Source organism: Azospirillum aestuarii, assembly GCF_016632405.1.
Classification (GTDB): Bacteria; Pseudomonadota; Alphaproteobacteria; order Azospirillales; family Azospirillaceae; genus Azospirillum; species Azospirillum aestuarii.
In genome coordinates, this window is record NZ_JAEPIV010000012.1 from 46,924 (window position 1) to 67,769 (window position 20,846).

The following is a 20,846-nucleotide window of genomic DNA, read 5'->3' on the forward strand; positions in this document are numbered from 1 at the left end:
CTCAGGGAAGCAGGACCGGCCCGTCCCAGGGATCGAAGGGCACCAGCCGCGCCCTTTCGCGGTCCGGACGCAGGGCGGCGCGCAGCGCCGGGTTCAGCATCGCCGCCGTCACCGAGAAGGAGCTGTTGGACACGGCGACCCGGTCGGCCCGCGACAGAATCCAGTGGTCGGTGAAGAACTCCGCCCCCGGCAGCGGCGTCCCCAGATCGCCGGCGAGGACCGGGCGATAGCGGCTGAAGCGCTCCGCCAGTTCCGGCGCGTCGGTGGCGAGGTAGAGCACCGGCCGGTCCAGGCTGGGCCACACCCCGGCCAGCCAGTCGAGATACCAGCCCTCCGGCGCGATCCAGAACCGGTCGTTCAGGCCGAAATCGCCGCGACGCAGATGGATCGCCACCAGGGTCCGGCCGCGCGCCCGCAACCCGTCCAGCGCCGCCGCGGCCCGCTCCGCCACCGCATCGACCGGCGTGAAGAGAGTGCGAAACCGCGCGCGATGGGGGGCCAGCGGCGCGGTGTCACCACAGAAATAGCCGACCACGTCGTGGCCGTCCGCGCCCGCCAGCGCCCGCCCGTCCAGCAACGCGGGAACGCCGCAGTCCTCCTCGTGCAGGCTGGGCAGCGGCGGGCCGGGAAGCGGGTCGTCCAGGCCGTAGAGATGGCGCCCGATCCACTCCGGGGTTTCCAGTTCCATCCCGTTTTGCTCCGCGCAGACGCGCAGACAACCGTATTGCAGGAGCTGGTTGCCGAACCGCCCCGCATGGCCGAGCGAGGACACCGACAGGCGCCGCCTGCCCGACGCTTGGCGCGGCGGCGGGGCGTCGCCCACGGCCCGGCGCAGCAGCAGCATGGCCCGGCGGGAGAAGCCCGTGCCGATGCCCGGTGCGGCGGCGATCGTCCGGTCGTAGAGCGCCAGCGCTTCACCGTCGGCCCCCTGCGCCTCGCGGACTTCACCGGCCAGCAGCAGGGCCGCGGGCAGGCCGGGGGCGAGCCGCAGCGCCCGACGCGCGCAGCGGCCGGCCCACGCCGCATCGCCCCGTCGCAGCGCGGCGCGGCCGAGCGCCACCCAGGAATCCGCGTCGTCCGGACGCGCGGCCAGCGCCCGTTGCAGCAGCGTCGCCGCCCGCTCCGCCAAGCCGGCGCGCTCGCACAGGCGGCCACGCTCGGCAAGCGCCGCCGCGGCGCCCGGATGCAGCCGGCCGGCGCGGTCCAGCACCCGCCCGGCTCCCTCCAGGGCGTGCAACGCATCGAGCGCCGTGCCGAGGGCGAGGTGCAGCTCCGCCGAGGCGGGGTCGAGCGACAGGCCGCGCCACGCCGTTACCAGCGCCGCGCGCGGCTTCTCGGCGATCTGCTGGGCGGCGGCGAGTCGGACCAGCAGCCCTGTGTCGGCGGGCGCGGCCAGCGCCGCGCGCCGCCCCGCCGTGACCGCCACGCCACGCTGCCCCAGCGCGCTGCGCAACAGACACAGGCTGGCCCAACACCCGCCTTGCGCAGGGTCCAAAGCCACCGCCGGACGAAGCCCGGCAATGGCCCGTTCCGTCTGGCCAAGCGCCTGCCGTGCCTCCGCCTCGGCCATGCGGGCGCGCAACAGCGTCGGGTCGAGCCGGGCCGCGATCCCAGCCAGCCGGGCGGCCTCTTCCAGCCACCCAAGTCCCTTTGCGGCCATCGCCGCGTCGAAGGTGGCGGAGAGGTTTTGCGGATCGAGGGCCAGCGTTCGCGTATAGAGCGCCAACGCGGAGGCCAGGGCGCCGGAATCGAATGCGGCATCGGCCAGCATGCGGAGCGCCGGGGCCAACCGCTCCGCCGCCTCCGCGTGATCCGGTTGCAGGCGCAGCGTGGCGAGCCAGCTTGCCGCCGCGTCCGCGGTCTGCCCGAGCGCGTCCTGAACCTTGCCGCGGTTGAGATGATAGACCGGCGACGCGGGATCGCCGGCCACGGCGGCGTCGAGATGGGCGAGCGCCGCCGCGACCCGCCCGGTCTGGGCGAGCAGCAGCCCCATCAGATGGCTGGCGTCGGGATGACCGGGGACCGCCTCCAGAATCCGGCCATAGAGGGTTTCCGCCTCCGCCACGCGCCCGGCGATGTGATGGTCGAGCGCGATGGACAGGGCTTCGGAGACGGTGGCCATGAGCCGGGGCAATCCGCGTGGGGCCGCTTCGGGACGGCGCCACAGTGGCCGGGCCATTCTGGACTGTCAACCGCAGGACGGCATCCCCTCTCCCGGGGCGGGAGAGGACTTGTCGCCCACCGTCAGCCCGTGCGGTCCAGACGGCGCAGATGCAGCATGTAGAGCCGGGAGAAGCGCGTCACCAGATCGTGGAACGGCAACGGCTTGACCGGGGTGAAGGGCAAGGCCAGCTCCTGCGCGCCCGTCCCCGTGGCGTGGCGCGCCAGTTCGCGGCCCACGGCGGTGCCCAGCGCCATGCCGCGCCCGTTGTAGCCCACCGCCCCGGTCACGCCGGGCGCCAGCTCGTGGAAATGGGGCCGGAAATCGGCGGTCATCGCCAGATGCCCGCTCCAGTTCCGCGCGATGGCCGGGTCGCCGGCCTGGGGGAAGACGCGGCGGATGCGCTCGCGCGTGCGCTCCCGCGCCCGCCGCTCGGCGTCCGCCGACCGCACCAGCGTGCAGCCGGAGACCAGCCGGTTGTCGGCGGTCCAGCGGAAGAAATGCAGGTCGCCGCGGGTGTCGCTGCACGCCATGTCGGAGGGCAGCACGCTGGCGCGCAGGGCGGCGGGCAGCGGCTCCGTCACCATCTGGAAATTCAGCACCGGCACGATGGAGCGGCGCAGCCCCGGCCACAGATCGTCGGTGTAGGCGTTGGTCGCCAGAACGACGCGGTCGGCGGTCACGCTGCCGCGCGGCGTGGTCAGCGTCCAGCCGGTGCCGGCGCGCCCGATGGACACCACCGGCGTGTCGCAGTGGAGGACGACGCCCAGCCCGAGGGCGGCCCGCGCCATCTCGCGGGCCAGCGACAGCGGGTTCACATGGCCGCCGGTCGGGGCGACCATGGCGCCGTGCCAGAAGCGCGTGCCCAGCGCCCGTTCCGTCTGCGCCGCGTCGAGCAGGGCGACCTCCGCCCCCAGCGCCCGCCACTGCGCGACCCGCTGCTCGGCCGCCGCCATGCGGCCCGGCCGGTGGGCCGGCTGGATCCAGCCCTTCTGCACGCCGTCGCAGCGCATCTGGTAGCGCTCGATCAGGTCGAAGACCAGCGCCGCCGAGCCGCCGACCATGCGGGCGAGCGCCGATCCCTTCGCCTCGCCGTAGGCCGCCGTCAGGTTGACGGGGTCGAGGCGCGACAGCGTCGGGATGATCTGGCCGTTGTTGCGGCCCGACCCGCCGAAGCCCGGCTCGCGCGCCTCCAGCACCGCCACGCGCACGCCCCGCTCGGCCAGATGGATCGCCGTGGACAGGCCGGTGACGCCCGCCCCGACCACCGCCACGTCCACCCGGATCGCCCCGTCCAGCGGACCGGTCTCCGGGCCGGAGACGGCGCTCGCCGCCCAGTGGGACTCCGGCAGCGGCGCGTCCAGCAGCGGTTTGAGAAGCGCGCTCATCGCGTCCCCTCCTCCACCAGCAGCGTCTTCGCCAGCGCCACCCAATAGCTGGCGCCGATGGCCAGATTGGCGTCGTTGAAGTCGTAGCCGGGGTTGTGCAGCAGGCAGCCGCCGTCGGTCGGCCCATTGCCCAGCCAGACGTAGCAGCCGGGACGCTCCTTCAGCATGAAGGCGAAATCCTCCGCGCCCATGGAGGGCATCGGATCGTGGTCGATGTTCTCCTCCCCGACCAGCGTGGCGGCGACGCGGGCACACAGCGCGGTCTCGGCGGCGCTGTTGACCGTCGCCGGGTAGCGCCGCTCGTAGCGCACGCTGGCGGTGCAGCCGAAGGCGGCGGCGGTGTGCTCGGCCAGCGCGCGCAGCCGCGCCTCGACCACGTCCTGCACCCCTTCCTTGAAGGCGCGGACGGTGCCGCGCAGCGTCACCTCCGCCGGGATGACGTTCCAGGTGTCGCCGCCGGTGATCCAGGTCGTGGAGACCACGGCGCTGTCCAGCGGGTGCAGGCTGCGCCCCGGAATGGTCTGCAGGGTGGTCAGCAGATGGCCGGCGGCGGTCATCGGGTCGTGGCCGAGATGCGGCATGGCGGCGTGGCTGCCCTTGCCGTGGACCGTCACCTCGAAGATGTCGTAGCTGCCCATCATCGGCCCCGGCCGCAGCGCGATCCGGCCCAGCGGCAGGCCCGGCCAGTTGTGCATGCCGTAGACGCCGTCCACCGGGAACCGCTCGAACAGCCCCTCGGCGATCATCTCGCGGGCGCCGCCCTCGTTCTCCTCCGCCGGCTGGAAGATGACGTGCAGCGTCCCGGCGAAGTCGGGATCGTCGGCCAGGACCTTGGTGGCCCCCAGCAGCATGGTGGTGTGGCCGTCGTGGCCGCAGGCGTGCATCCGCCCCGGATTGACCGAGCGGTGGGCGAAACCGTTGGTCTCATGGATGTGCAGGGCGTCCATGTCGGCGCGCAGCGCGATGGCCCGGCCGCCGGGGCGGCGGCCCTTCAGCGTGCCGACCACGCCGGTGCGCCCCAGCCCCGTCGCCACCTCCAGCCCGAAGGCGCGCAGCTTGTCCGCGACGAAGGCGGCGGTCTCGTGCTCCTCGAAGGCGGTTTCGGGATGGGCGTGCAGATGGTGCCGCCACTGCCGCATCTCCGGGGCCAGGGCCTCGGCGGCGGGATGCAGGCGGACGTTCGCGGGGATGGTCATTCCGGGGACTCCTGGGGTCCGCCCGCCGGCAGGCTGTAGCGGAAGTCGCAGTGGCTGGCGCCCTGCATGATGGTCTGGGTGCGGGTGAAGCGGACATCGGGGCGGTAGCCGCACATGAACTCGCCGTCCCGGTTGCAGGACAGGATGTCGCCGATCTCCTCCACGCCCATGGCGCGGTAGCTTTCGGCATAGCGGCAACGGGTGACATTGAAGCCCAGCCGGTCGGGCGCGCTCTCGATCACCTCCAGCCGCAGGGCGTCGCCGGCGGTCCACAGGGCCAGCCGCTCATGGAAGGTGGCGAGGTCGGCGGTGCCGCGGGTGGCGCGGTCCTCCGCAGCCATGGCGGCGCCGGCCTCGCGGGCCATCACCTCGATGGCGCGGGCGAGCACGGCGCGCGCCCGCTCCCGCCCGATCTCGGGCAGGAGCTGGTCGTAGAGCGCCTTGGCGAAGGCCGCCTCGATGCGCCGCCGCTCCAGGATGGGGAGGGGGGCGGGGGCGGCGTTCTCGGTGTCGGTGGTCATCGCTGGGGTCCTTTCTCCGTCAGCCGCCCAGATAGGCCGCCCGCACGCGCGGGTCGGCGGCCAGATCGGCGGCGCTGCCCGAGAGTGTCACCCTTCCCGCCTCCATGACATAGGCGTGATCGGCGACGCGCAGCGCGGCGCGGGCGTTCTGCTCCACCAGCAGGATCGAGGTGCCCTCGCTCCGGATCTGGACCAGCAGGTCGAAGATCTGCTTCACCACCATCGGCGCGAGGCCGAGCGAGGGCTCGTCCAGCAGCAGCAGGCGGGGCTTCGACATCAGGGCGCGGGCGATGCACAGCATCTGCTGCTCGCCGCCCGACAGCGATCCCGCCTTCTGGGTCAGCCGCTCGCGCAGGCGGGGGAACAGCTCCAGCATCCGCTCCATGCGGGCGGCGCGGTCGTGGCGCAGCGTCCGCCCACCCAGCAGCAGGTTCTCCCGCACCGTCATGGTCCCGAAGATCTGCCGCCCCTCCGGCGCCTGGGCGAGGCCGCGGCGCACCACCTCGTGGCTGGGGCTGTCGGTCATGTCCTCGCCGTCGAAGACGGTGGCGCCGCCGCTGGTCCGGTAAATGCCCGACAAGGCGCGCATCAGCGTGGTCTTGCCGACGCCGTTGGCGCCCAGCACGGCGACGATGGCCCCCTCCGCCACGTCGAGCGAGACGCCGCGCAGGATCTCCTGCGGCCCCATGCGCACCGTCAGGTCGCGGACCTCCAGGATGCGGCGGGTGGTGGTCTGTGCTCCGTCAAGCGGCATCGTCTTCCACTCCCAGATAGGCTTCGAGGACGGCGGGGTCGCGCTGCACCGCCTCCGGCGTGCCGTCGGCGATCTTGCGGCCGGACGCCAGGACGATGACGCGGCTGCAGCTTCCCATCACCAGCCCCATGTCGTGCTCGACCAGCAGCACGGTGACGCCGCCCGCGTGCAGGCGGCGGATGAAGTCGGCCAGCTCCGCCGTCTCGGTGTCGTTGAGGCCCGCCGCCGGCTCGTCGAGGATCAGCAGCCGGGGCGACGTCGCCAGGGCGCGGGCGATCTCCAGATACTTGCGCTTGCCGTAGGACAGGTTGGCGGCGATGTCCCCGGCCTGGGCGGTCAGACCGACGCGCTCCAGCGCCTCCCAGCTCCGCTCGCTGACCGCACGGCTGTGGGCGCCGCCGTTGACCAGCGCCCGCCAGGGCGACTGGCCGAAGGCGCCGACCGCCCCGACCGACACGTTGTCGAACACCGTCATGTTGGGGAAGACGCGCAGGTTCTGGAAGGTGCGGCCCATGCCCATGCGGGCAATCTGCCAGGGCTTGCGGCCCGTGACGTCCTGCCCGTCGAAGGTCACGGTGCCGTCCGACGGCGGGGTGAAGCCGGTGATCAGGTTGAACAGGGTGGTCTTGCCGGCGCCGTTGGGGCCGATCAGCCCGACCAGCTCGCCCTTGGCGATGGTCGCGCTGACGTCGCTGACCGCCAGCAGGCCGCCGAAGCGCCGGGTCAGCCCCTGGATGGAGAGAAGCGTGTTGCTCATGATCCGCCTCACTTCCAGCCGACGGGCGTGCCGCCGGCGATGGTGGCCCAGCCGCGGGAGAAGGAACGGCGGACGAAGCCCAGCGCGGTGCCTTCGGCCAGCATGCCCTTGGGCAGCAGCAGGATGGACAGGAACATGGTCGCCCCGACGGCGATCATGCGGTAATCGCCGATGTCGCGCAGCGCTTCCGGCAGGACGATCATGAACAGGGCGCCGACGACCGCGCCGGGAAGGCTGCCCAGCCCGCCGACCACCACCATCGCCAGGATCAGGATCGATTCCATGAAGCGGAAGTTGTCCGGCGCGATGTAGGCGGAGGTGTGTGCGAGCAGCGCCCCGGCGATGCCGGCGAAGAAGGTGGCGACGACGAAGGACTCGATCTTCAGCCGCTCCACGTTGATGCCCATGCTGTCGGCGCACTGGTCGTCCTCGCGCAGAGCCCGCAGCGCGTTGCCGTAGTAGGAGTGGGTCAGCCGGTGCAGCACCCAGACGCAGGCGACGGCGATGACCGCGACCGCCAAATAGCGGCTGAGCAGCGTGTCGGCCTGCCAGCCGAACAGCTCGATCGGCGGGATGCCGCGGATGCCCATCGGGCCGCGGGTGAAGTCCACCCAGTTCAGCAGGATCACGTAGATCATCTCGCCGATGCCGAGCGTGGCGACGGCGAAATAGATGCTGACCAGCCGCATGGTCGGCAGCGCCACCAGGAAGCCGAACAGCGCGGCGATCAGCCCCGCCGCCGGCAGCGTGACGATGAAGGGCAGGCCGAGCTTGGTCGACAGCAGCGCCGCCGCGTAGGCGCCGATGCCATAGAAGGCGGCGTGACCGATGGACAGCAGCCCGGCGGTGCCCGTCACATGGTTCAGGCTGGCCGACAGGATGACGAAGATCATCGTCGTGATGGCGATCTGGGCGAGGTAGCTGGACCCGGTGCCGACGATCGCGGCGGGCACGGCGCCGAAGGCGACCGCCAGCAGAAGGAGGGTCCAGGCGAACCGCCGGCCTCGCCCGGAAAACGCGGCGGGCGGCGCGAGGGTGGCCGGCATCAGCCGGGCGTCAGGCACGTTCACGTCCATGTCCGAACAATCCTTGCGGGAAGAAGACCAGCGTGATGACCAGAAGGCTGTAGGTGATCAGGTCCTTCCAGCCGCTCGACAGGAACTCGGTCGCGATGCTTTCCGACACGCCGAGCAGCAGGGCGCAGGCGACCGCCCCCGGGATGCTCGACAGGCCGCCCATCACCATGGCGACGAAGGCCTTCACGCCCGGCGCGAAGCCCATGTGCGGCGAGATGGCGCCGTCGTAGAGGCCGACGAGGATTCCCGCCGTGGCGCCCAGCATCGAGCCGACCGCGAAGGTGGTGACGATGGTGCGGTCGGTGTTGATGCCGACGTAGCGGGCGCCCAGCTGGTTGTTGGACACCGCACGGATGCCGAGGCCCGTCTGGGTGCGGTAGAGCAGGAACTGCAGCGCGCCCAGCATGACGGCGGAGGTGGCGAAGATGACCAGGCTGCCGCTGGCGACCATGATCGGCCCGATGGCGACCGGCTGCTGCAGCAGGTAGCCGGACGGGATGCCCTGCATGTCGCCGCCGAAGATGTGCATCATGATCTCGCGCGTCACGATCGACACGGCGAGCGAGGAGAGCAGCGTCGCCTCGCGCATGGCGCGGGATTTCTGGCTGGCCTCGTCGGTGAAGCGGCGGAAGGGGCGGAAGGCGATGCGCTCCAGCCCGACGCCGGACACCGCACCCACCGCCAGAACCAGCGGCACCACCGCCAGCAGCGGCGGGGCCAGCGCGGTGATGACCATCAGACCGACGAAGGCGCCGATGGTGTAGACCTCGCCATGGGCGAAGTTGACGACGTTCAGGACGCCGAAGATCAGCGTGAAGCCGATCGCCATCAGGGCGTAGACGCACCCGATGGACAGGCCGTTGATGACCTGCTGAAGGAAGAAGACATCGAAGACCATGGCGTGCTCCAGGCTTCGGGGAGCGCGCCCGCCGGTCCCGGCGGAGCGCGCACCACGGCGTGTGTCCCGAAAAGCGGATCGTGTGGCGTGCGCCGGGAGCGGTCGTCCCGGCCCAAGCCCGTCAGGGGCCGGTCAGGGACCGGTCACGACCTGGAAGCGGCCGTCCTTCACCATCATCTTCGCCAGCGCCTTCGCCGGCTCGCGGGTGACGGGGTCGAAGCTGGTGGCGCCGGTCACGCCGGGATAGCCGGTGGTGGCGGCCAGCGCGTCGCGCAGGCTCTCGCGCGTCACCGACGGGCCGGCCTTGGCGACGGCGTCCAGCATGATGCCGACCGCGTCGTAGGCCTGGGCGGCGAACATGCCGGGCTCCGACTTGAAGCGCGCGGCGTATTCCTTCACGAAGGTCTGCACCGCCGGGTCGGGATTGTCGGGCGTGAAGGTGGTGGCGAGATGCAGCCCCTCCACCGATTCACGCCCCAGCTCGATCAGCTTGGGCGAGTAGAGGGAGCTGGTGCCGTAGAGCGGGATCTTGATGCCGAGTTGCTCGCGCTGCTGGGCGAAGGCGGCCCCCTCCTCGTAGAACATGGCGAGGTAGATCACGTCGGGCTTCTGCCGGGCGACCTTGGTCAGGATGGAGCGGAAGTCGCGGTTGCCGGGGTTGAACGCCTCGGTGGCGGTGATCTTGCCACCCTTGGCCTTGAAGCCGCTGACGAAGCCGTCGAGCGCCGAGATGCCCCAGTCGTTCTGGATGTAGATCACCGCCGCCGTCTTCTTGCCCGCCGCGATGATCCAGTCGGCGTTGTACGGGCCTTCGAAGGCCTGGGTGGTGATGTTGCGGAACTGCCAGGGGCTGAGCTTGGTGAAATCCGGGTGCGAGGCGGTCTGGGAGAGCTGCGGCATCTTCTCCGCCGCGTAGATCTCGCCCGCCGCCATCGACACGGTGGAGGAGAAGTCGCCGATCACCCCGACGATCTTGGAATTGTCGAGGAACTTGTGCGCGATGTTGCGCGCCTCCTTGGGATCGTCCTTGCTGTCCTCGAAGGTGATGGCGACCTTGGCGCCGGCCAGCTTGCCCGAGGTGTTGAACTCCTCCAGCTTGATCTGGGCGGCGTTGCGGAACATCTCGCCGTACTGGCTGCGGTCGCCGCTGAGCGGCGCCTGATAGCCGATGACGATCTCGCGGTCGGCGGCCTGGACGGCCGTGGTGGCCAGCATGGCGCCCAGAACGGCGCCGAGAATGGCGTTCTTCCTCATGATTCGGTTCCCCTGTCGGCGAGGCTGGACGGTCAATTCGCGGCAGCGGGCACGGCGGCGCCCGGTGTGATCGTCAGGTGGCAGCAGGTGCTGCGGCCCGGCTTCCAGGTGTCGACCTCGATCTCGAAGCCGGCGGTTTCGAAGGTGCCCTTGTCGACCGCGCCGGCGAGTTCGCAGAGCGTCTCCACCGTCTCCGCCGGCAGGTTGGCCTCCAGCCAGGCTTCCTTCAGCGGACAGGTGTGGAAGCGGATCTCCAGCACCTCGTCGGTGCAGCGCACGACCTCCGGACCGAACTGGACCTCGGCGTCGGGGATGAATTTCAGGAAGGAGTCGCGCAGGCCGGCCAGATCGGCCGGGGCGTGCGGCGCGAAGTTGTGAGCGATGGCCGCACCCCGGCGATAGATGGTGCGCGCCATGATCTCACGGGCCTTCTCCTCGCCGATCTCCTTGCGCATCTCGTCGAAGGCCGCCTCATAGACCATCGCGCGGCTCTTCATCGCGTTGCGCAGAAGTGTGCGAAACTCGTCCATCGGTGAATGCTCCTGTTTTTCTGCCAATTGTCTTGCGGTGGCGATTTTTGTTTTTTGAAAGCGCTGTTTTTCTGGTTCAGAGGGACGGGCCGCCCTGAAGGAAGGCCTCGATCCGCGCCTCGTCGGCGGCGGTGTCGAAACCGGCCCGCCCCATCCAGGCGTCGTCGTGGTAGGTGTTGCGGTAGCGCTCGCCGGAATCGCAGATCAGCGTCACCAGCGAACCGGCCCGCCCGGCGTCGCGCATCCGTCCGGCGATCCAGCACAGCCCGAAGAAGTTGGTCCCGGTGGACCCGCCGACCATCCGGCCCAGCCGCCGCGACAGCACCCGCATCGCCGCCAGCGAGGCCACGTCGGGCACCTTGATCATCTGGTCGACGACCTCGGGGATGAAGGACGGCTCGACGCGGGGCCGCCCGATGCCCTCGATGCGCGACCCGCGCTCGCAGGTCAGCGCCGCGTCGCGGTTGACGAAGCTCTCGTAGAAGACCGAATGCTCGGCGTCGGGAACGCACAGGCGGGTTGGCAGATGGCGGTAGCGGATGTGGCGCCCGATGGTGGCGGCGGTGCCGCCGGTGCCGGCGCTCATCACGATCCAGTCGGGCACCGGGTGGCGCTCGCTGCGCATCTGGCCGAAGATCGACTGGGCGATGTTGTCGGTGCGCCAGTCGGTGGCGCGCTCGGCGTAGGTGAACTGGTCGAGATAGACGCCGCCCAGCCGCACCGCCAGCGCCGCCGCCTCGGCGTAGATCGCCTTGGAGGATTCGACGAAATGGCAGCGCCCGCCGTGCAGCTCGATGGCGGCGACCTTCTCGTCCGAGGTGCCGCGCGGCATCACCGCGTGGAAGGGCAGGCCGAGCAGCCGGGCGAAATAGGCTTCCGACACCGCGGTGGACCCCGACGACGCCTCGATCACCGGCGTGCCCTCGCCGATCCGCCCGTTGCAGATGGCGAACAGCAGCAGCGACCGCGCAACGCGGTGCTTCAGGCTGCCGGTGGGATGGGTCGATTCGTCCTTCAGATAGACGTCGATCCCCGACAGCTCCGGAACGTCGAGCTTGAGCAGCGGCGTGTCGGGCGACCGCGCCGCCTCGGTCTCCAGCAGCTCGATCGCGCGCCGGGTCCAGTCGCGGCCGGTGGCCTCGGGCAGCGGGGTGTGTTCGAGGCGGAACGGCTGACGGATCGAACCGGCGCTGGGAGGAAACGGCACGGTCTGCGCGGAAGCGGTCATGTCACCCTCAAAGCGCGATGACGGCGTCGATCTCGACCGACGCGCCGAGCGGCAGCGCCGACACCTCGACGGTCGAGCGGGCGGGGAACGGCGCCTGGAAGAAGCCGGCATAGACCTCGTTCACCGCCTTGAACTGGGTGAGGTCGGTCACGTAGACGGTCATCTTCACCGCCTTCGCCAAGCTGGTTCCGGCGGCCTCGGCGATCGCCGCGATGTTGGTCAGGCTGCGCGCCGCCTGGGTCGGCGCGTCCGGGCCGGCGAAGGCCCCGGTGGCCGGGTCGATCGGCAGCTGGCCGGAGACGAACAGCAGCCCCCCGGCGACGCGGGCCTGGGCGTAGGGGCCGATGGCGGCCGGGGCTTTGTCCGTGGCGATGGTGTCGGTCATCATCCTGATCTTTCCTGTGTTGGCCCTGTTCTGGCCCTGTGGTGGCGACCGTCGCCCGTGCTCAAAGGCTGGGCGGTCTGCCCGCGGTGGCGGCATGCGGGTGCATGCAAATTCCTCAAAACGAAAAAGCTTTTCTCCAGACCGGCCAAACGAGCAAAATCATCCGTCCCAACCGCGAAGGCACCGAGCAACCCCAATGACCATCGACGCCACCGACCGGAAGATCCTCGCCGCCCTTCAGGCCGACGCGACCCTGTCGCTCGCCGACCTCGGCAAGCAGGTCGGCCTGTCCGCCACCCCCTGCTGGCGCCGCGTGCAACGCCTTGAACAGGAAGGTTATGTTCGCCGCCGCGTGGCGTTGCTGGACCGGGCCAAGCTGAACGTCGACGTGACCGTCTTCGTGGCCGTCCGAACCAGCAAACACTCGGCGGAATGGCTGGAGGAGTTCCGCCGGGTGGTGGCAGACATACCGGAGGTTGTCGATCTCTACCGTTTGAGCGGCGAAATCGACTATCTGCTGCGGGTGGTCATTCCGGACATCAAGGCCTACGACGCTTTCTATCGAAAGCTCATCGAGCGCATCGAGCTTCAGGATGTCTCGTCAATGTTCGCCATGGAGGAAATGAAATCGACAACGGAAGTCCCTCTTTCTTACGTAAAAACCCAGACCAACTAGGGTTTTACTTGGTGTTTTTCTTTTTAGACTCATGCTTCGGCAATTTTTGCGAAGCCCCTGTAGTGATTCTCAATATCGCATGGTTCGTATGAGAATTTTTTACTTTTTTGGCCGGGAAGGCGCTTCACTGTAGAAAATATTTCCACGCTAAAAGCAGTTTATGAAAAATTAATTTCTCATGGCTGCCGGTGTGCGAATGGATCGGGCGTTTGGCCTCTATAACCCTCTCCCCCTGGGGAGAGGGTGGCCCGGAGGGCCGGTGAGGAGGATGTGCTTGGTGGTGGGTCCGGCAAAAGCACACCCCCTCACCCTAACCTTCTCCCCAGAGGGGAGAGGGGACTTCAAATGCTGTCACCCCGCGCGCAACACCCGTTGCCTATTGCCTGCGCAAAGCGGCCGGTCTATATGCGTCACGTCTCACTCAATGAGACGCTGAAACCGCCAGGATAGGCGAACCTTGAAGACGCGCAGCACACAGACCTCCGACGCCGCCGCCAACGTCCCCGACAACGCGGCCAAGCCGAAGGCCGCCGCCACCGACCGGACCTTCGCCATCCTGGAACTGGTCGCGTCGGCCTCCGGTCCGCTGGCGGTCAAGACCATCGGGACGACGCTCGGCCTGCCCAAGCCGACCGCCCACCGCCTCGTCAACGGCCTGATCGAGAAGGGGCTTCTGGCGCGGGATCTGGAAACGCGCGACGTCATCATCGGCGTCGAGGCGGCGCGGCTGGCGGTCGGCATCCTGCGGGCCTCGCTGTCCCGCGCGCCGGTCCGCTCCGTGCTGCGCGCGGTCAGCGCCGAGCTGGGGGAAACCTGCAACGTCGGTGTCCTCGACGGCGGCGACGTCGTCTATCTCGACCGCGTGGAGGTCGAGCATTGGCCCCTGCGGCTTCAGTTCGGCGTGGGATCGCGTGTGCCGATGCACTGCACGGCCATGGGCAAGCTGTTCCTCGCCACCCTGCCGGACGGCATGCGGAGCCGCCTGCTGGCCTCCGGCCCCTTCTCCGCGCAGACCGCCAATACCCTCACCGATCCGGTAGCACTGGCCGCCGAGTTGGAGCGCATCGCCGCGCGCGGCTACTCGCTCGACGATGAGGAGTATGTGGTGGGCGTGTTCTGCGTGGCGGTACCGATCCTGTCCTCCACGGGCCGGACGGTGGCGGCCATCGCCGTGCAGGCCCCGAAAGTCCGGCTGTCGCACGACCGCGTCGAACAGGTCCTGCCCATCCTCCGCCGCGGCGCCGCAGCCCTGTCCGCGCAGTTCGGATAGCCTCCCCACCCCCTTCGCTCTTCAAAACCGGACGTTTCATCGCCCGAGCCGCGGGATGCCGCCGGGACATGCCCCCGTATGCGTGGATAATTGGGTACACGAACTTTTTGGCTTGCGCGACCCAGGGTCCTGTGAGTTAATGATACAAATCGTATCGCTGAATGAGACTAACAGGCCGAGCGATACGCTTCCAGTCACGGGGAGGAACGATGACGCGGAAGATCGCCTTGGGCTCCGCTCCGTTGCGGGAGCCCCGCGAACCGACAACCGAAGACGCCGCCGACAACAGCTCCGGTGACCGTCGGCCGCTCGCCGACCGCGTCCTGGCGTTGCTGGACGCGGTGGCCGGGGCAGGGCAGCCGATGGCCGTCAAGGACATCGCCGAGAAGCTGGCCCTGCCGAAGCCGACCGCGCACCGGCTGATCGCCATGCTGGAGGAACGCGGCTTCCTCGCCCGCCCGTTCGACGGCCGGCTGGTGACCGTCGGCCCGAAACTGCGCACCCTGGCGCTCAACACGCTGCGCAGCTCCCTGGCCCAGGCGCCGTCGCACGCCCGGCTGCGGGCGCTCAGCCTGGAGTTGGGGGAGACCTGCAACATCGGCGTGCTGGAGGGCGGCGACGTCGTCTATCTCGACCGCGTCGAGGTGGAAGGCTGGCCGCTACGGCTGGAATTCGGCGTTGGCTCGCGGGTGCCGCTGCACTGCACGGCGATGGGCAAGCTGTTCCTCGCCTTCCTGCCGGAATTGCCGCGGCGACGCCTGCTGGATTGCCTGCCGCTGCCCCGGATGTCCGCAGCGACGCTGTGCGACCCGGCGCTGTTCCGCGCCGAACTGGAGCGCATCGCCGCCTGCGGCCATTCCTTCGACGACGAGGAATACATGCCGGGCGTCTTCTGCGCGGCGGTGCCGATCCGCGACGGTGCGGGACGGATGATCGCCGCCCTGGCGGTGCAGGCCCCGAAGGTGCGGCTGTCGCGGGAATCGGTGGCCGACCGGCTGCCGGTCCTGCACCGCGCCGCAAGCGACATGGCCCACGCGCTGGGCATCGACGCCGCCCCGGCCGAGCCGGCCCTCTCACCTTAAGGAAGACGGACGCCATGGCAAGGACGCTTGAGACGACCACCGCCGGATGCCCGGCCCGGCTGATGGCGCGCAGCGCCGCCCTGGAGCCGGTTCCCACGGCGGTGGTCGCCGCGGGCTCGCCGGTCGCGCTGGAAAGCGCGCGGCGCGCCACCGCCCTCGGCCTCATCGAGCCGGTCCTGGTCGGCGATCCCGCGGCCATCGCCGACAGCGCCCGCCGCATCGGCTGGACGCTCCACGGCGCCTGCGTGGTTCCGGCCCGCGACGACGCGGCGGCGGCGCGGATCGCGGTGGCGCTCGCCCGCTCCGGCGACGTGGGCGCGCTGATGAAGGGACATATCCACACCGACACGCTGATGCTCGCGGCTCTCGACCCGAAAAGCGGGCTGCGCACCGGGCGCCGCTTCACCCACGCCTTCCACATGACGCTGCCCGGTTCGGGCCGCGAGCTGGTCATCACCGACGCGGCGATCAACGTGGCGCCGTCCCTGACGACCCAGTTGGACATCATCCGCAACGCCGTGGAGCTGTGGCGGCTGGTCGGCGGCGCCGATCCGCGCGTGGCGCTGCTGTCCTGCACCGAGGAGGTGACGGAGCGCGTGCCCTCCAGCATGGACGCCGACCGGCTGACCCGCCTGTGCCGGCAGGAGGTGCCGGGGGCGACGGTGTTCGGGCCGCTGGCGCTCGACCTCGCGGTGTCCGCCGAGGCGGCGCGGATCAAGAACCTGTCCCACCCCTGCGCCGGGGCCGCCGACATCCTGGTGGTGCCGAACATCGAGACCGGCAACGCCCTGTTCAAGGCGCTGGTGCATTTCCTGGACGCGGTCGCCGCGGGCATCGTGCTGGGTGCTGCGGTGCCGATCGTCCTCACCTCGCGCGCCGACCCGCCGGCGGCCCGAATCGCCGCCGCCGCCATCGCCCAGATCGTCGCCGGGCGCCGCCGCTCCGTCACGCCGGGCGCGCCCTACCCCACCACCGCAGCCAAGGGAGGCGCCGCACCCGGCCTGCACGCCTGACAGTCAAAAAAACGAACCCCGCCAAAAAATAAACCCTGGGAGGGAATGCAAATGCTCCGCAACGCCTTGACGCTCACCGCGGCGGTGGCCGCGCTGCTGACACCCGTCCTTTCATCCGCCCCCGCGCGCGCCGATGACTACCCGTCGCGCCCCATCGAGGTCATCGCGACCTTCGGGGCCGGCGGCGGCGCCGACCTGATGGCGCGCCAGTTCGCGCGCCTCGCCGAACCGCATCTCCGCGTCGCCATGCCCGTCGTGAACGTGTCCGGGGCATCGGGCAACGCCGGTCTGACGCGGGTCCTGACCAACCCGGCCGACGGCTACACGGTCGGCACGCTGATCGCGCTGTCCGTCTCCTCCTGGGCGTCGGGCCTGGGCACGGCGAAGCCGGACAATTTCGTCTATGTGGCGATGATGCAGAACTCGCCGTCGATGCTCTACGTCTCGAAGAACAGCCCCTTCAAGACCTACGAGGAGTTCGCCGCCCACGCCAAGGCCAACCCCGGCAAGCTGCGCGTCGCCACCTCCGGCTACGGCACGCAGGACGACATCACGCTGAAATATCTCGGGACCCAGGGCGTGCCGGTGACCAACGTCCCCTTCGCCCGCCCGTCGGAGCGCTACGCCTCGCCCATCGGCGGCCACACCGACGCGATCTACGAAGAGCCGGGCGACGTCGCCCAGTTCCTGAAGTCCGGCGACCTGCGCCCGATCGTCGTGTTCGACAAGCAGCGCCACCCCTCCTTCCCCGACGTGCCCGCTTCGGCGGAGCTGGGGCTGGACATCGGCGACCTGCCGAACTTCCGCACGCTGGCCGTACCCGCCAGCACGCCGCCCGAGCGCGTGCAGAAGCTCCACGAGGCCGCCGCCAAGGTGCTGGCGAGCCCGGAATGGAAGACCTTCTGCGCCGACACCTTCACCTGCGTCGACACGCTGGTGACGCCGGACCAGGCCAAGGAGGAGGTCAAGGCCTTCTACGAGACGGTGAGGGGCTATCTGGACCGCTTCGCGACCAAGACCGTCGGCCAGACACCGGGCTGAGTCCGGTTCCGAATTCGCCTTACCCGTTTCATCGTTCATCAGGGAGGGAACCGTGACTCCCCTGTCCCACGGTCTTCGCCGGCTGGCGACACCCGCGGCCCTGCTCGCCGGGTCGCTTCTTCTCTCGCAACACATCGTGCGCGACAGCACCATGATCGCCAGCCTGCCGGACCCGGTGGGACCGGCGGGATGGCCCCGGCTGATGCTGGGCGCGGTCGGGCTGTGCGCCCTGATCTGGATCGCCAAAGAACTCCTGGCGCTGCGGCGCGCGGCCCAACGGCACAAGCCGGTCGACGAGGAATACGAAGGCTACGCCTATGGCCGGGCCATGATCGGGCTGGGCTTGGTCGTCCTGTACGGCATCGCCCTGCCGCAGCTCGGCTTTCCCATCGCCACCCTGGCCTTCGTCGCCCTGTGGTGCGTCATCGGCGGCATCCGGCGCCCGCTCACGCTGGCGCTGGTCACCGGGATCGGCTGCGTCGTGCTGCTCTACGTCTTCGTCCTGCTCGCGCAGATGCCGCTGAGCCGCGGCCATGGCGTCTTCGACGACTTCACCGTCGCGCTCTACCGCCTGCTCGGCATCTACTGAGCCGGCCACCGGAAGGATCGTCCCATGGATATCCTCGCCAATCTGGCCGGTGGCTTCGCCGGCGCCCTCGACCCGTACAACTTCGTCCTCCTCGTGGCGGGCCTGATGATCGGGGTGGTGGCCGGCGCGCTGCCGGGCATCTCCTTCGTCAACGCCATGGCCATCGCCCTGCCCTTCACCTACCTGCTGCCGCCGGTCACGGCGATGTCCTTCCTCGGCGGCATCTATGTGGGTGGCGTGTTCGGCGGCTCGATCTCCTCGATCCTCATCAACATCCCCGGCACGCCCGCCTCGCTGCCGAGCTGCTGGGACGGCTATCCGATGACGCGCAAGGGCCTGTCCTCGCGGGCCTTGAGCATCGCCATCACCGCCTCGGCCTTTGGCGGGCTGGCCAGTGCCCTTCTGCTGACCTTCGGCGCCCCGCCCTTCGCCAGCTTCGCGCTGAAGTTCGACCAGCCGGAGTTCTTCGCGGCCACCATCCTCGGCCTCGTCAGCGTCATCGCGATCGCCAAGGACGCCCCGCTGATGAGCGCCGTCTCGATGTTCCTCGGCCTGCTGATCGGGACGGTCGGCGTCGATCCGATGTACGGCATGCCCCGCCTGACGCTGGGCGTCCCCGATCTGGAGAGCGGCATCAACTTCACCGTCGTGATGATCGGCCTGTTCGCCATCGGCGAGGTGGTGGACCTGATCTGCAAGCGGGCCGGCGGCGCCCGTTCCATCACCACGAAACCCGGCAAGCAGATCGGCTTGGCGGATCTGTGGCGGATCAAGTCCTCCATCCTGCGCGGCACCGGCCTCGGCTGCACCATCGGCGTCATCCCCGGCGCCGGGGCCACGGTTGGGTCGGTCATCGCCTACAGCGTGGAGAAGCAGGCGTCGGGCAAGGGCGACCGCTTCGGCACCGGCGTGGAAGAGGGGCTGGCGGCCCCGGAGGCGGCCAAGAACGCCACCACCGGCACCGCGATGATCCCGCTGCTGACTCTGGGCATCCCCGGCAGCGCCGCCACGGCCATCATGCTGGCCGCCATGCTGATCCACGGGCTGAATCCCGGCCCGCTCCTGTTCACCTCGAACGCCTCGCTGGTCTACACGATCTTCGCCAGCATGCTGATCGCCAACCTGCTGATGATCGTCGCGGCGATGGGCGTGGCGCGGGTCTTCTCGACGCTGATGCGGGTGCCGCCGGCCATCCTCGGCGCCTTCATCATCGTGCTGAGCGTGGTCGGCGCCTACGGCGTGCGCAACAACCTCTTCGACGTCTACGTCTGCCTCGCCTTCGGCATCGCCGGCTACGTCATGAAGCGCACCGGCTTCCCGCCGGCCCCGCTGGTGGTCGGCGTGATCCTGGGGCCGCTGTGCGAGCGCTACTTCCTCACCTCGCTGGCCAACTACGACGGCAACATGGCGGTCTTCTTCACCCGCCCGATCAGCGGCACGATCCTGGCCCTGGCCGCCGCCTTCCTCGTCTGGTCGATGTGGCCGTCGGGGAAGCCGCTGCTCCGCCGGCCGCCCAAGGACCCGCCGCAACGGGTGCTCAAAGCCTGACCGTCCGAACCAACGAACGAACCTTCAGGGAGAGAGACAAGCACAATGGACAACATCATGCTCGACCGAACGCCGGCCAGCGCCGACCAGGAGGCCATCGCCGCCCTCGTCGCCCGCGCCCGCACCGCCCAGCGCGCCTTCGCAGACGCCACGCAGGAGCGGGTGGACGACGCCGTCGCCGCACTCGCCTGGGCGATCTACGAGCCGGGCCGCGCCCGCGCCCTGGCGGAGCTGGCGGTGGCCGACACCGGCCTCGGCAACGTCGCCGACAAGATCACCAAGAACCAGCGCAAGACCTTCGGCACGCTGCGCGACCTGATGCGGGTGCGCACCGTCGGCGTGATCGAGGAGGACACCCCCAAGGGCATCGTCAAGATCGCCAAGCCGCTGGGCGTCGTCGGCGCCGTCACCCCCTCCACCAACCCGGCGGCCACGCCGGTCAACAAGGCGATGATGGCCGTCAAGGGCCGCAACGCCATCATCATCGCCCCCTCCCCCATGGGCTCCGCCGCCACCGGCCGCACGGTCGAGCTGATGCGGGCCGAGCTGGCGCGGATCGGCGCGCCGGAGGATCTGGTGCAGATGATCCCCACCCCCATCACCAAGGGCCTGACCCAGGCGCTGATGGAGGCGGTCGATCTGGTCGTCGTCACCGGATCGCAGGACAATGTGCGCCGCGCCTATTCCAGCGGCACCCCGGCCATCGGTGTGGGGGCCGGCAACGTCCCGGTCATCGTGGACGAGAGCGCCGACCTGGCCGAAGCGGCGCGCAAGATTTGCGCCTCCAAGACCTTCGACAATTCCACCTCCTGCTCGTCGGAGAACGCGCTGGTCGTTCTCGACTCCGTCTACGACGCCACCATCGCCGCGCTGGAGGAGGCCGGCGCCCATCTTTGCACCGCGGAGGAGCGGGAGCGTGTGCAGTCCCGGCTGTGGGAGAACGGCAAGCTGAACCGCAAACTGATCGCCAAGGACGCCGCCATCCTGGCCGAGGCGTTCGAGCTGTCGCCCAAGGCGCGCGAGGCCCGCTTCTTCCTGGTCGAGGAGGTGGGCGTCGGCAAGGCGCATCCCTTCTCCGGCGAGAAGCTGTCGCTGGTGCTGGCGGTCTACCGGGTGCCGGACTTCGACGCGGCGGTCGATCAGGTGCGCAAGATTTTGGACCACCAGGGGCGCGGCCATTCCTGCGGCATCCACACGCGGGACGAGGCGCACGCGAGGCGGCTGGCCGACGAGCTGGACGTGGTGCGCGTGCTGGTCAACTTCGCCCACACCTTCGGCAACGGCGGCGGCTTCGACAGCGGGCTGAACTTCACGCTCTCCATGGGCTGCGGGAGCTGGCAGAAGAACTCCATCTCCGAAAACCTGAACTGGAAGCATTTCGTCAACATCACCCACCTCGTCCGCCCGATCCCGGAGGACAAGCCGAGCGAAGAGGCCCTGTTCGGCCCCTTCTGGTCGCGCCACGGACGCTGACGGAGG

At 69.9% G+C, this 20,846-nt stretch carries 20 protein-coding genes; 8 read left to right on the forward strand and 12 right to left on the reverse strand.

Annotation, left to right across the window (positions count from 1 at the left end):
• Nucleotide 1 precedes the first annotated feature (1 nt).
• The 12 genes from JJL56_RS19760 to JJL56_RS19815 all read right to left on the reverse strand — a co-directional run bounded on the left by JJL56_RS19760 (nt 2) and on the right by JJL56_RS19815 (nt 12,151).
• Nucleotides 2-2,122 carry a tetratricopeptide repeat protein gene (locus JJL56_RS19760; RefSeq protein ID WP_200486043.1) on the reverse strand — a complete coding sequence of 707 codons (2,121 nt, stop codon included), beginning with the start codon at nt 2,120-2,122 and terminating at the stop codon, nt 2-4.
• 122 nt (nt 2,123-2,244) lie between these two features.
• Nucleotides 2,245-3,549, reverse strand: a complete 1,305-nt coding sequence (locus JJL56_RS19765) for an NAD(P)/FAD-dependent oxidoreductase (RefSeq protein ID WP_200486044.1) — start codon at nt 3,547-3,549, stop codon at nt 2,245-2,247.
• Nucleotides 3,546-4,745, reverse strand: coding sequence for a M20 aminoacylase family protein (locus tag JJL56_RS19770; protein ID WP_200486045.1), 1,200 nt, complete (start codon nt 4,743-4,745; stop codon nt 3,546-3,548). Before JJL56_RS19770 ends, JJL56_RS19765 begins: the two co-directional genes overlap by 4 nt.
• Nucleotides 4,742-5,266 carry an L-2-amino-thiazoline-4-carboxylic acid hydrolase gene (locus JJL56_RS19775; RefSeq protein WP_109068445.1) on the reverse strand — a complete coding sequence of 175 codons (525 nt, stop codon included), beginning with the start codon at nt 5,264-5,266 and terminating at the stop codon, nt 4,742-4,744. The genes JJL56_RS19770 and JJL56_RS19775 overlap by 4 nt, the downstream gene beginning before the upstream one ends.
• Nucleotides 5,267-5,285: 19 nt before the next feature.
• A complete protein-coding gene (locus JJL56_RS19780) occupies nt 5,286-6,020 on the reverse strand; it encodes an ABC transporter ATP-binding protein (RefSeq protein ID WP_200486046.1) in 735 nt (244 codons plus the stop codon).
• Nucleotides 6,010-6,777 carry an ABC transporter ATP-binding protein gene (locus JJL56_RS19785; protein ID WP_040137879.1) on the reverse strand — a complete coding sequence of 256 codons (768 nt, stop codon included), beginning with the start codon at nt 6,775-6,777 and terminating at the stop codon, nt 6,010-6,012. Before JJL56_RS19785 ends, JJL56_RS19780 begins: the two co-directional genes overlap by 11 nt.
• An 8-nt stretch (nt 6,778-6,785) precedes the next feature.
• Nucleotides 6,786-7,853 (reverse strand): branched-chain amino acid ABC transporter permease, encoded by a 1,068-nt coding sequence (locus tag JJL56_RS19790; RefSeq protein WP_145626238.1) that lies wholly within the window; start codon nt 7,851-7,853, stop codon nt 6,786-6,788.
• Entirely contained in the window at nt 7,834-8,751 is a 918-nt protein-coding gene (locus JJL56_RS19795; RefSeq protein WP_145626239.1) for a branched-chain amino acid ABC transporter permease, read from the reverse strand. The genes JJL56_RS19790 and JJL56_RS19795 overlap by 20 nt, the downstream gene beginning before the upstream one ends.
• Nucleotides 8,752-8,883: 132 nt before the next feature.
• Nucleotides 8,884-10,005: an ABC transporter substrate-binding protein gene (locus tag JJL56_RS19800; protein ID WP_200486047.1), complete on the reverse strand. Its 1,122-nt coding sequence runs from the start codon at nt 10,003-10,005 to the stop codon at nt 8,884-8,886.
• A 32-nt stretch (nt 10,006-10,037) separates the two neighbouring features.
• Entirely contained in the window at nt 10,038-10,535 is a 498-nt protein-coding gene (locus JJL56_RS19805) for an L-2-amino-thiazoline-4-carboxylic acid hydrolase (protein WP_145626241.1), read from the reverse strand.
• 76 nt (nt 10,536-10,611) lie between these two features.
• Nucleotides 10,612-11,763, reverse strand: coding sequence for a PLP-dependent cysteine synthase family protein (locus tag JJL56_RS19810; RefSeq protein ID WP_200486048.1), 1,152 nt, complete (start codon nt 11,761-11,763; stop codon nt 10,612-10,614).
• 7 nt (nt 11,764-11,770) lie between these two features.
• Complete coding sequence (locus JJL56_RS19815) at nt 11,771-12,151, reverse strand: Rid family detoxifying hydrolase (protein WP_014200209.1); 381 nt, start codon at nt 12,149-12,151, stop codon at nt 11,771-11,773.
• Between the two features lie 193 nt (nt 12,152-12,344).
• On the opposite strand from JJL56_RS19815, the gene JJL56_RS19820 reads away from it, so the two are divergent.
• The 8 genes from JJL56_RS19820 (at nt 12,345) to sauS (ending at nt 20,840) form a co-directional block, all read left to right on the forward strand.
• Nucleotides 12,345-12,824, forward strand: coding sequence for an Lrp/AsnC family transcriptional regulator (locus JJL56_RS19820; protein WP_137118180.1), 480 nt, complete (start codon nt 12,345-12,347; stop codon nt 12,822-12,824).
• A gap of 457 nt (nt 12,825-13,281) precedes the next feature.
• Nucleotides 13,282-14,094 (forward strand): IclR family transcriptional regulator, encoded by an 813-nt coding sequence (locus tag JJL56_RS19825; RefSeq protein ID WP_145626244.1) that lies wholly within the window; start codon nt 13,282-13,284, stop codon nt 14,092-14,094.
• Nucleotides 14,095-14,303: 209 nt separating this feature from the next.
• Nucleotides 14,304-15,176 carry an IclR family transcriptional regulator gene (locus JJL56_RS19830; protein ID WP_145626245.1) on the forward strand — a complete coding sequence of 291 codons (873 nt, stop codon included), beginning with the start codon at nt 14,304-14,306 and terminating at the stop codon, nt 15,174-15,176.
• Between the two features lie 14 nt (nt 15,177-15,190).
• Nucleotides 15,191-16,189: a bifunctional enoyl-CoA hydratase/phosphate acetyltransferase gene (locus JJL56_RS19835; RefSeq protein ID WP_145626246.1), complete on the forward strand. Its 999-nt coding sequence runs from the start codon at nt 15,191-15,193 to the stop codon at nt 16,187-16,189.
• 51 nt (nt 16,190-16,240) lie between these two features.
• Nucleotides 16,241-17,230, forward strand: a complete 990-nt coding sequence (locus tag JJL56_RS19840) for a Bug family tripartite tricarboxylate transporter substrate binding protein (RefSeq protein WP_145626247.1) — start codon at nt 16,241-16,243, stop codon at nt 17,228-17,230.
• A 52-nt stretch (nt 17,231-17,282) separates the two neighbouring features.
• A complete protein-coding gene (locus tag JJL56_RS19845; protein ID WP_200486049.1) occupies nt 17,283-17,819 on the forward strand; it encodes a tripartite tricarboxylate transporter TctB family protein in 537 nt (178 codons plus the stop codon).
• 24 nt (nt 17,820-17,843) lie between these two features.
• Complete coding sequence (locus JJL56_RS19850) at nt 17,844-19,367, forward strand: tripartite tricarboxylate transporter permease (protein WP_145626249.1); 1,524 nt, start codon at nt 17,844-17,846, stop codon at nt 19,365-19,367.
• A gap of 57 nt (nt 19,368-19,424) precedes the next feature.
• The gene (sauS, locus tag JJL56_RS19855) at nt 19,425-20,840 is read left to right on the forward strand and encodes an acylating sulfoacetaldehyde dehydrogenase (protein ID WP_247891159.1); all 1,416 of its coding nucleotides are present in this window, start codon (nt 19,425-19,427) and stop codon (nt 20,838-20,840) included.
• Nucleotides 20,841-20,846 lie beyond the last annotated feature (6 nt).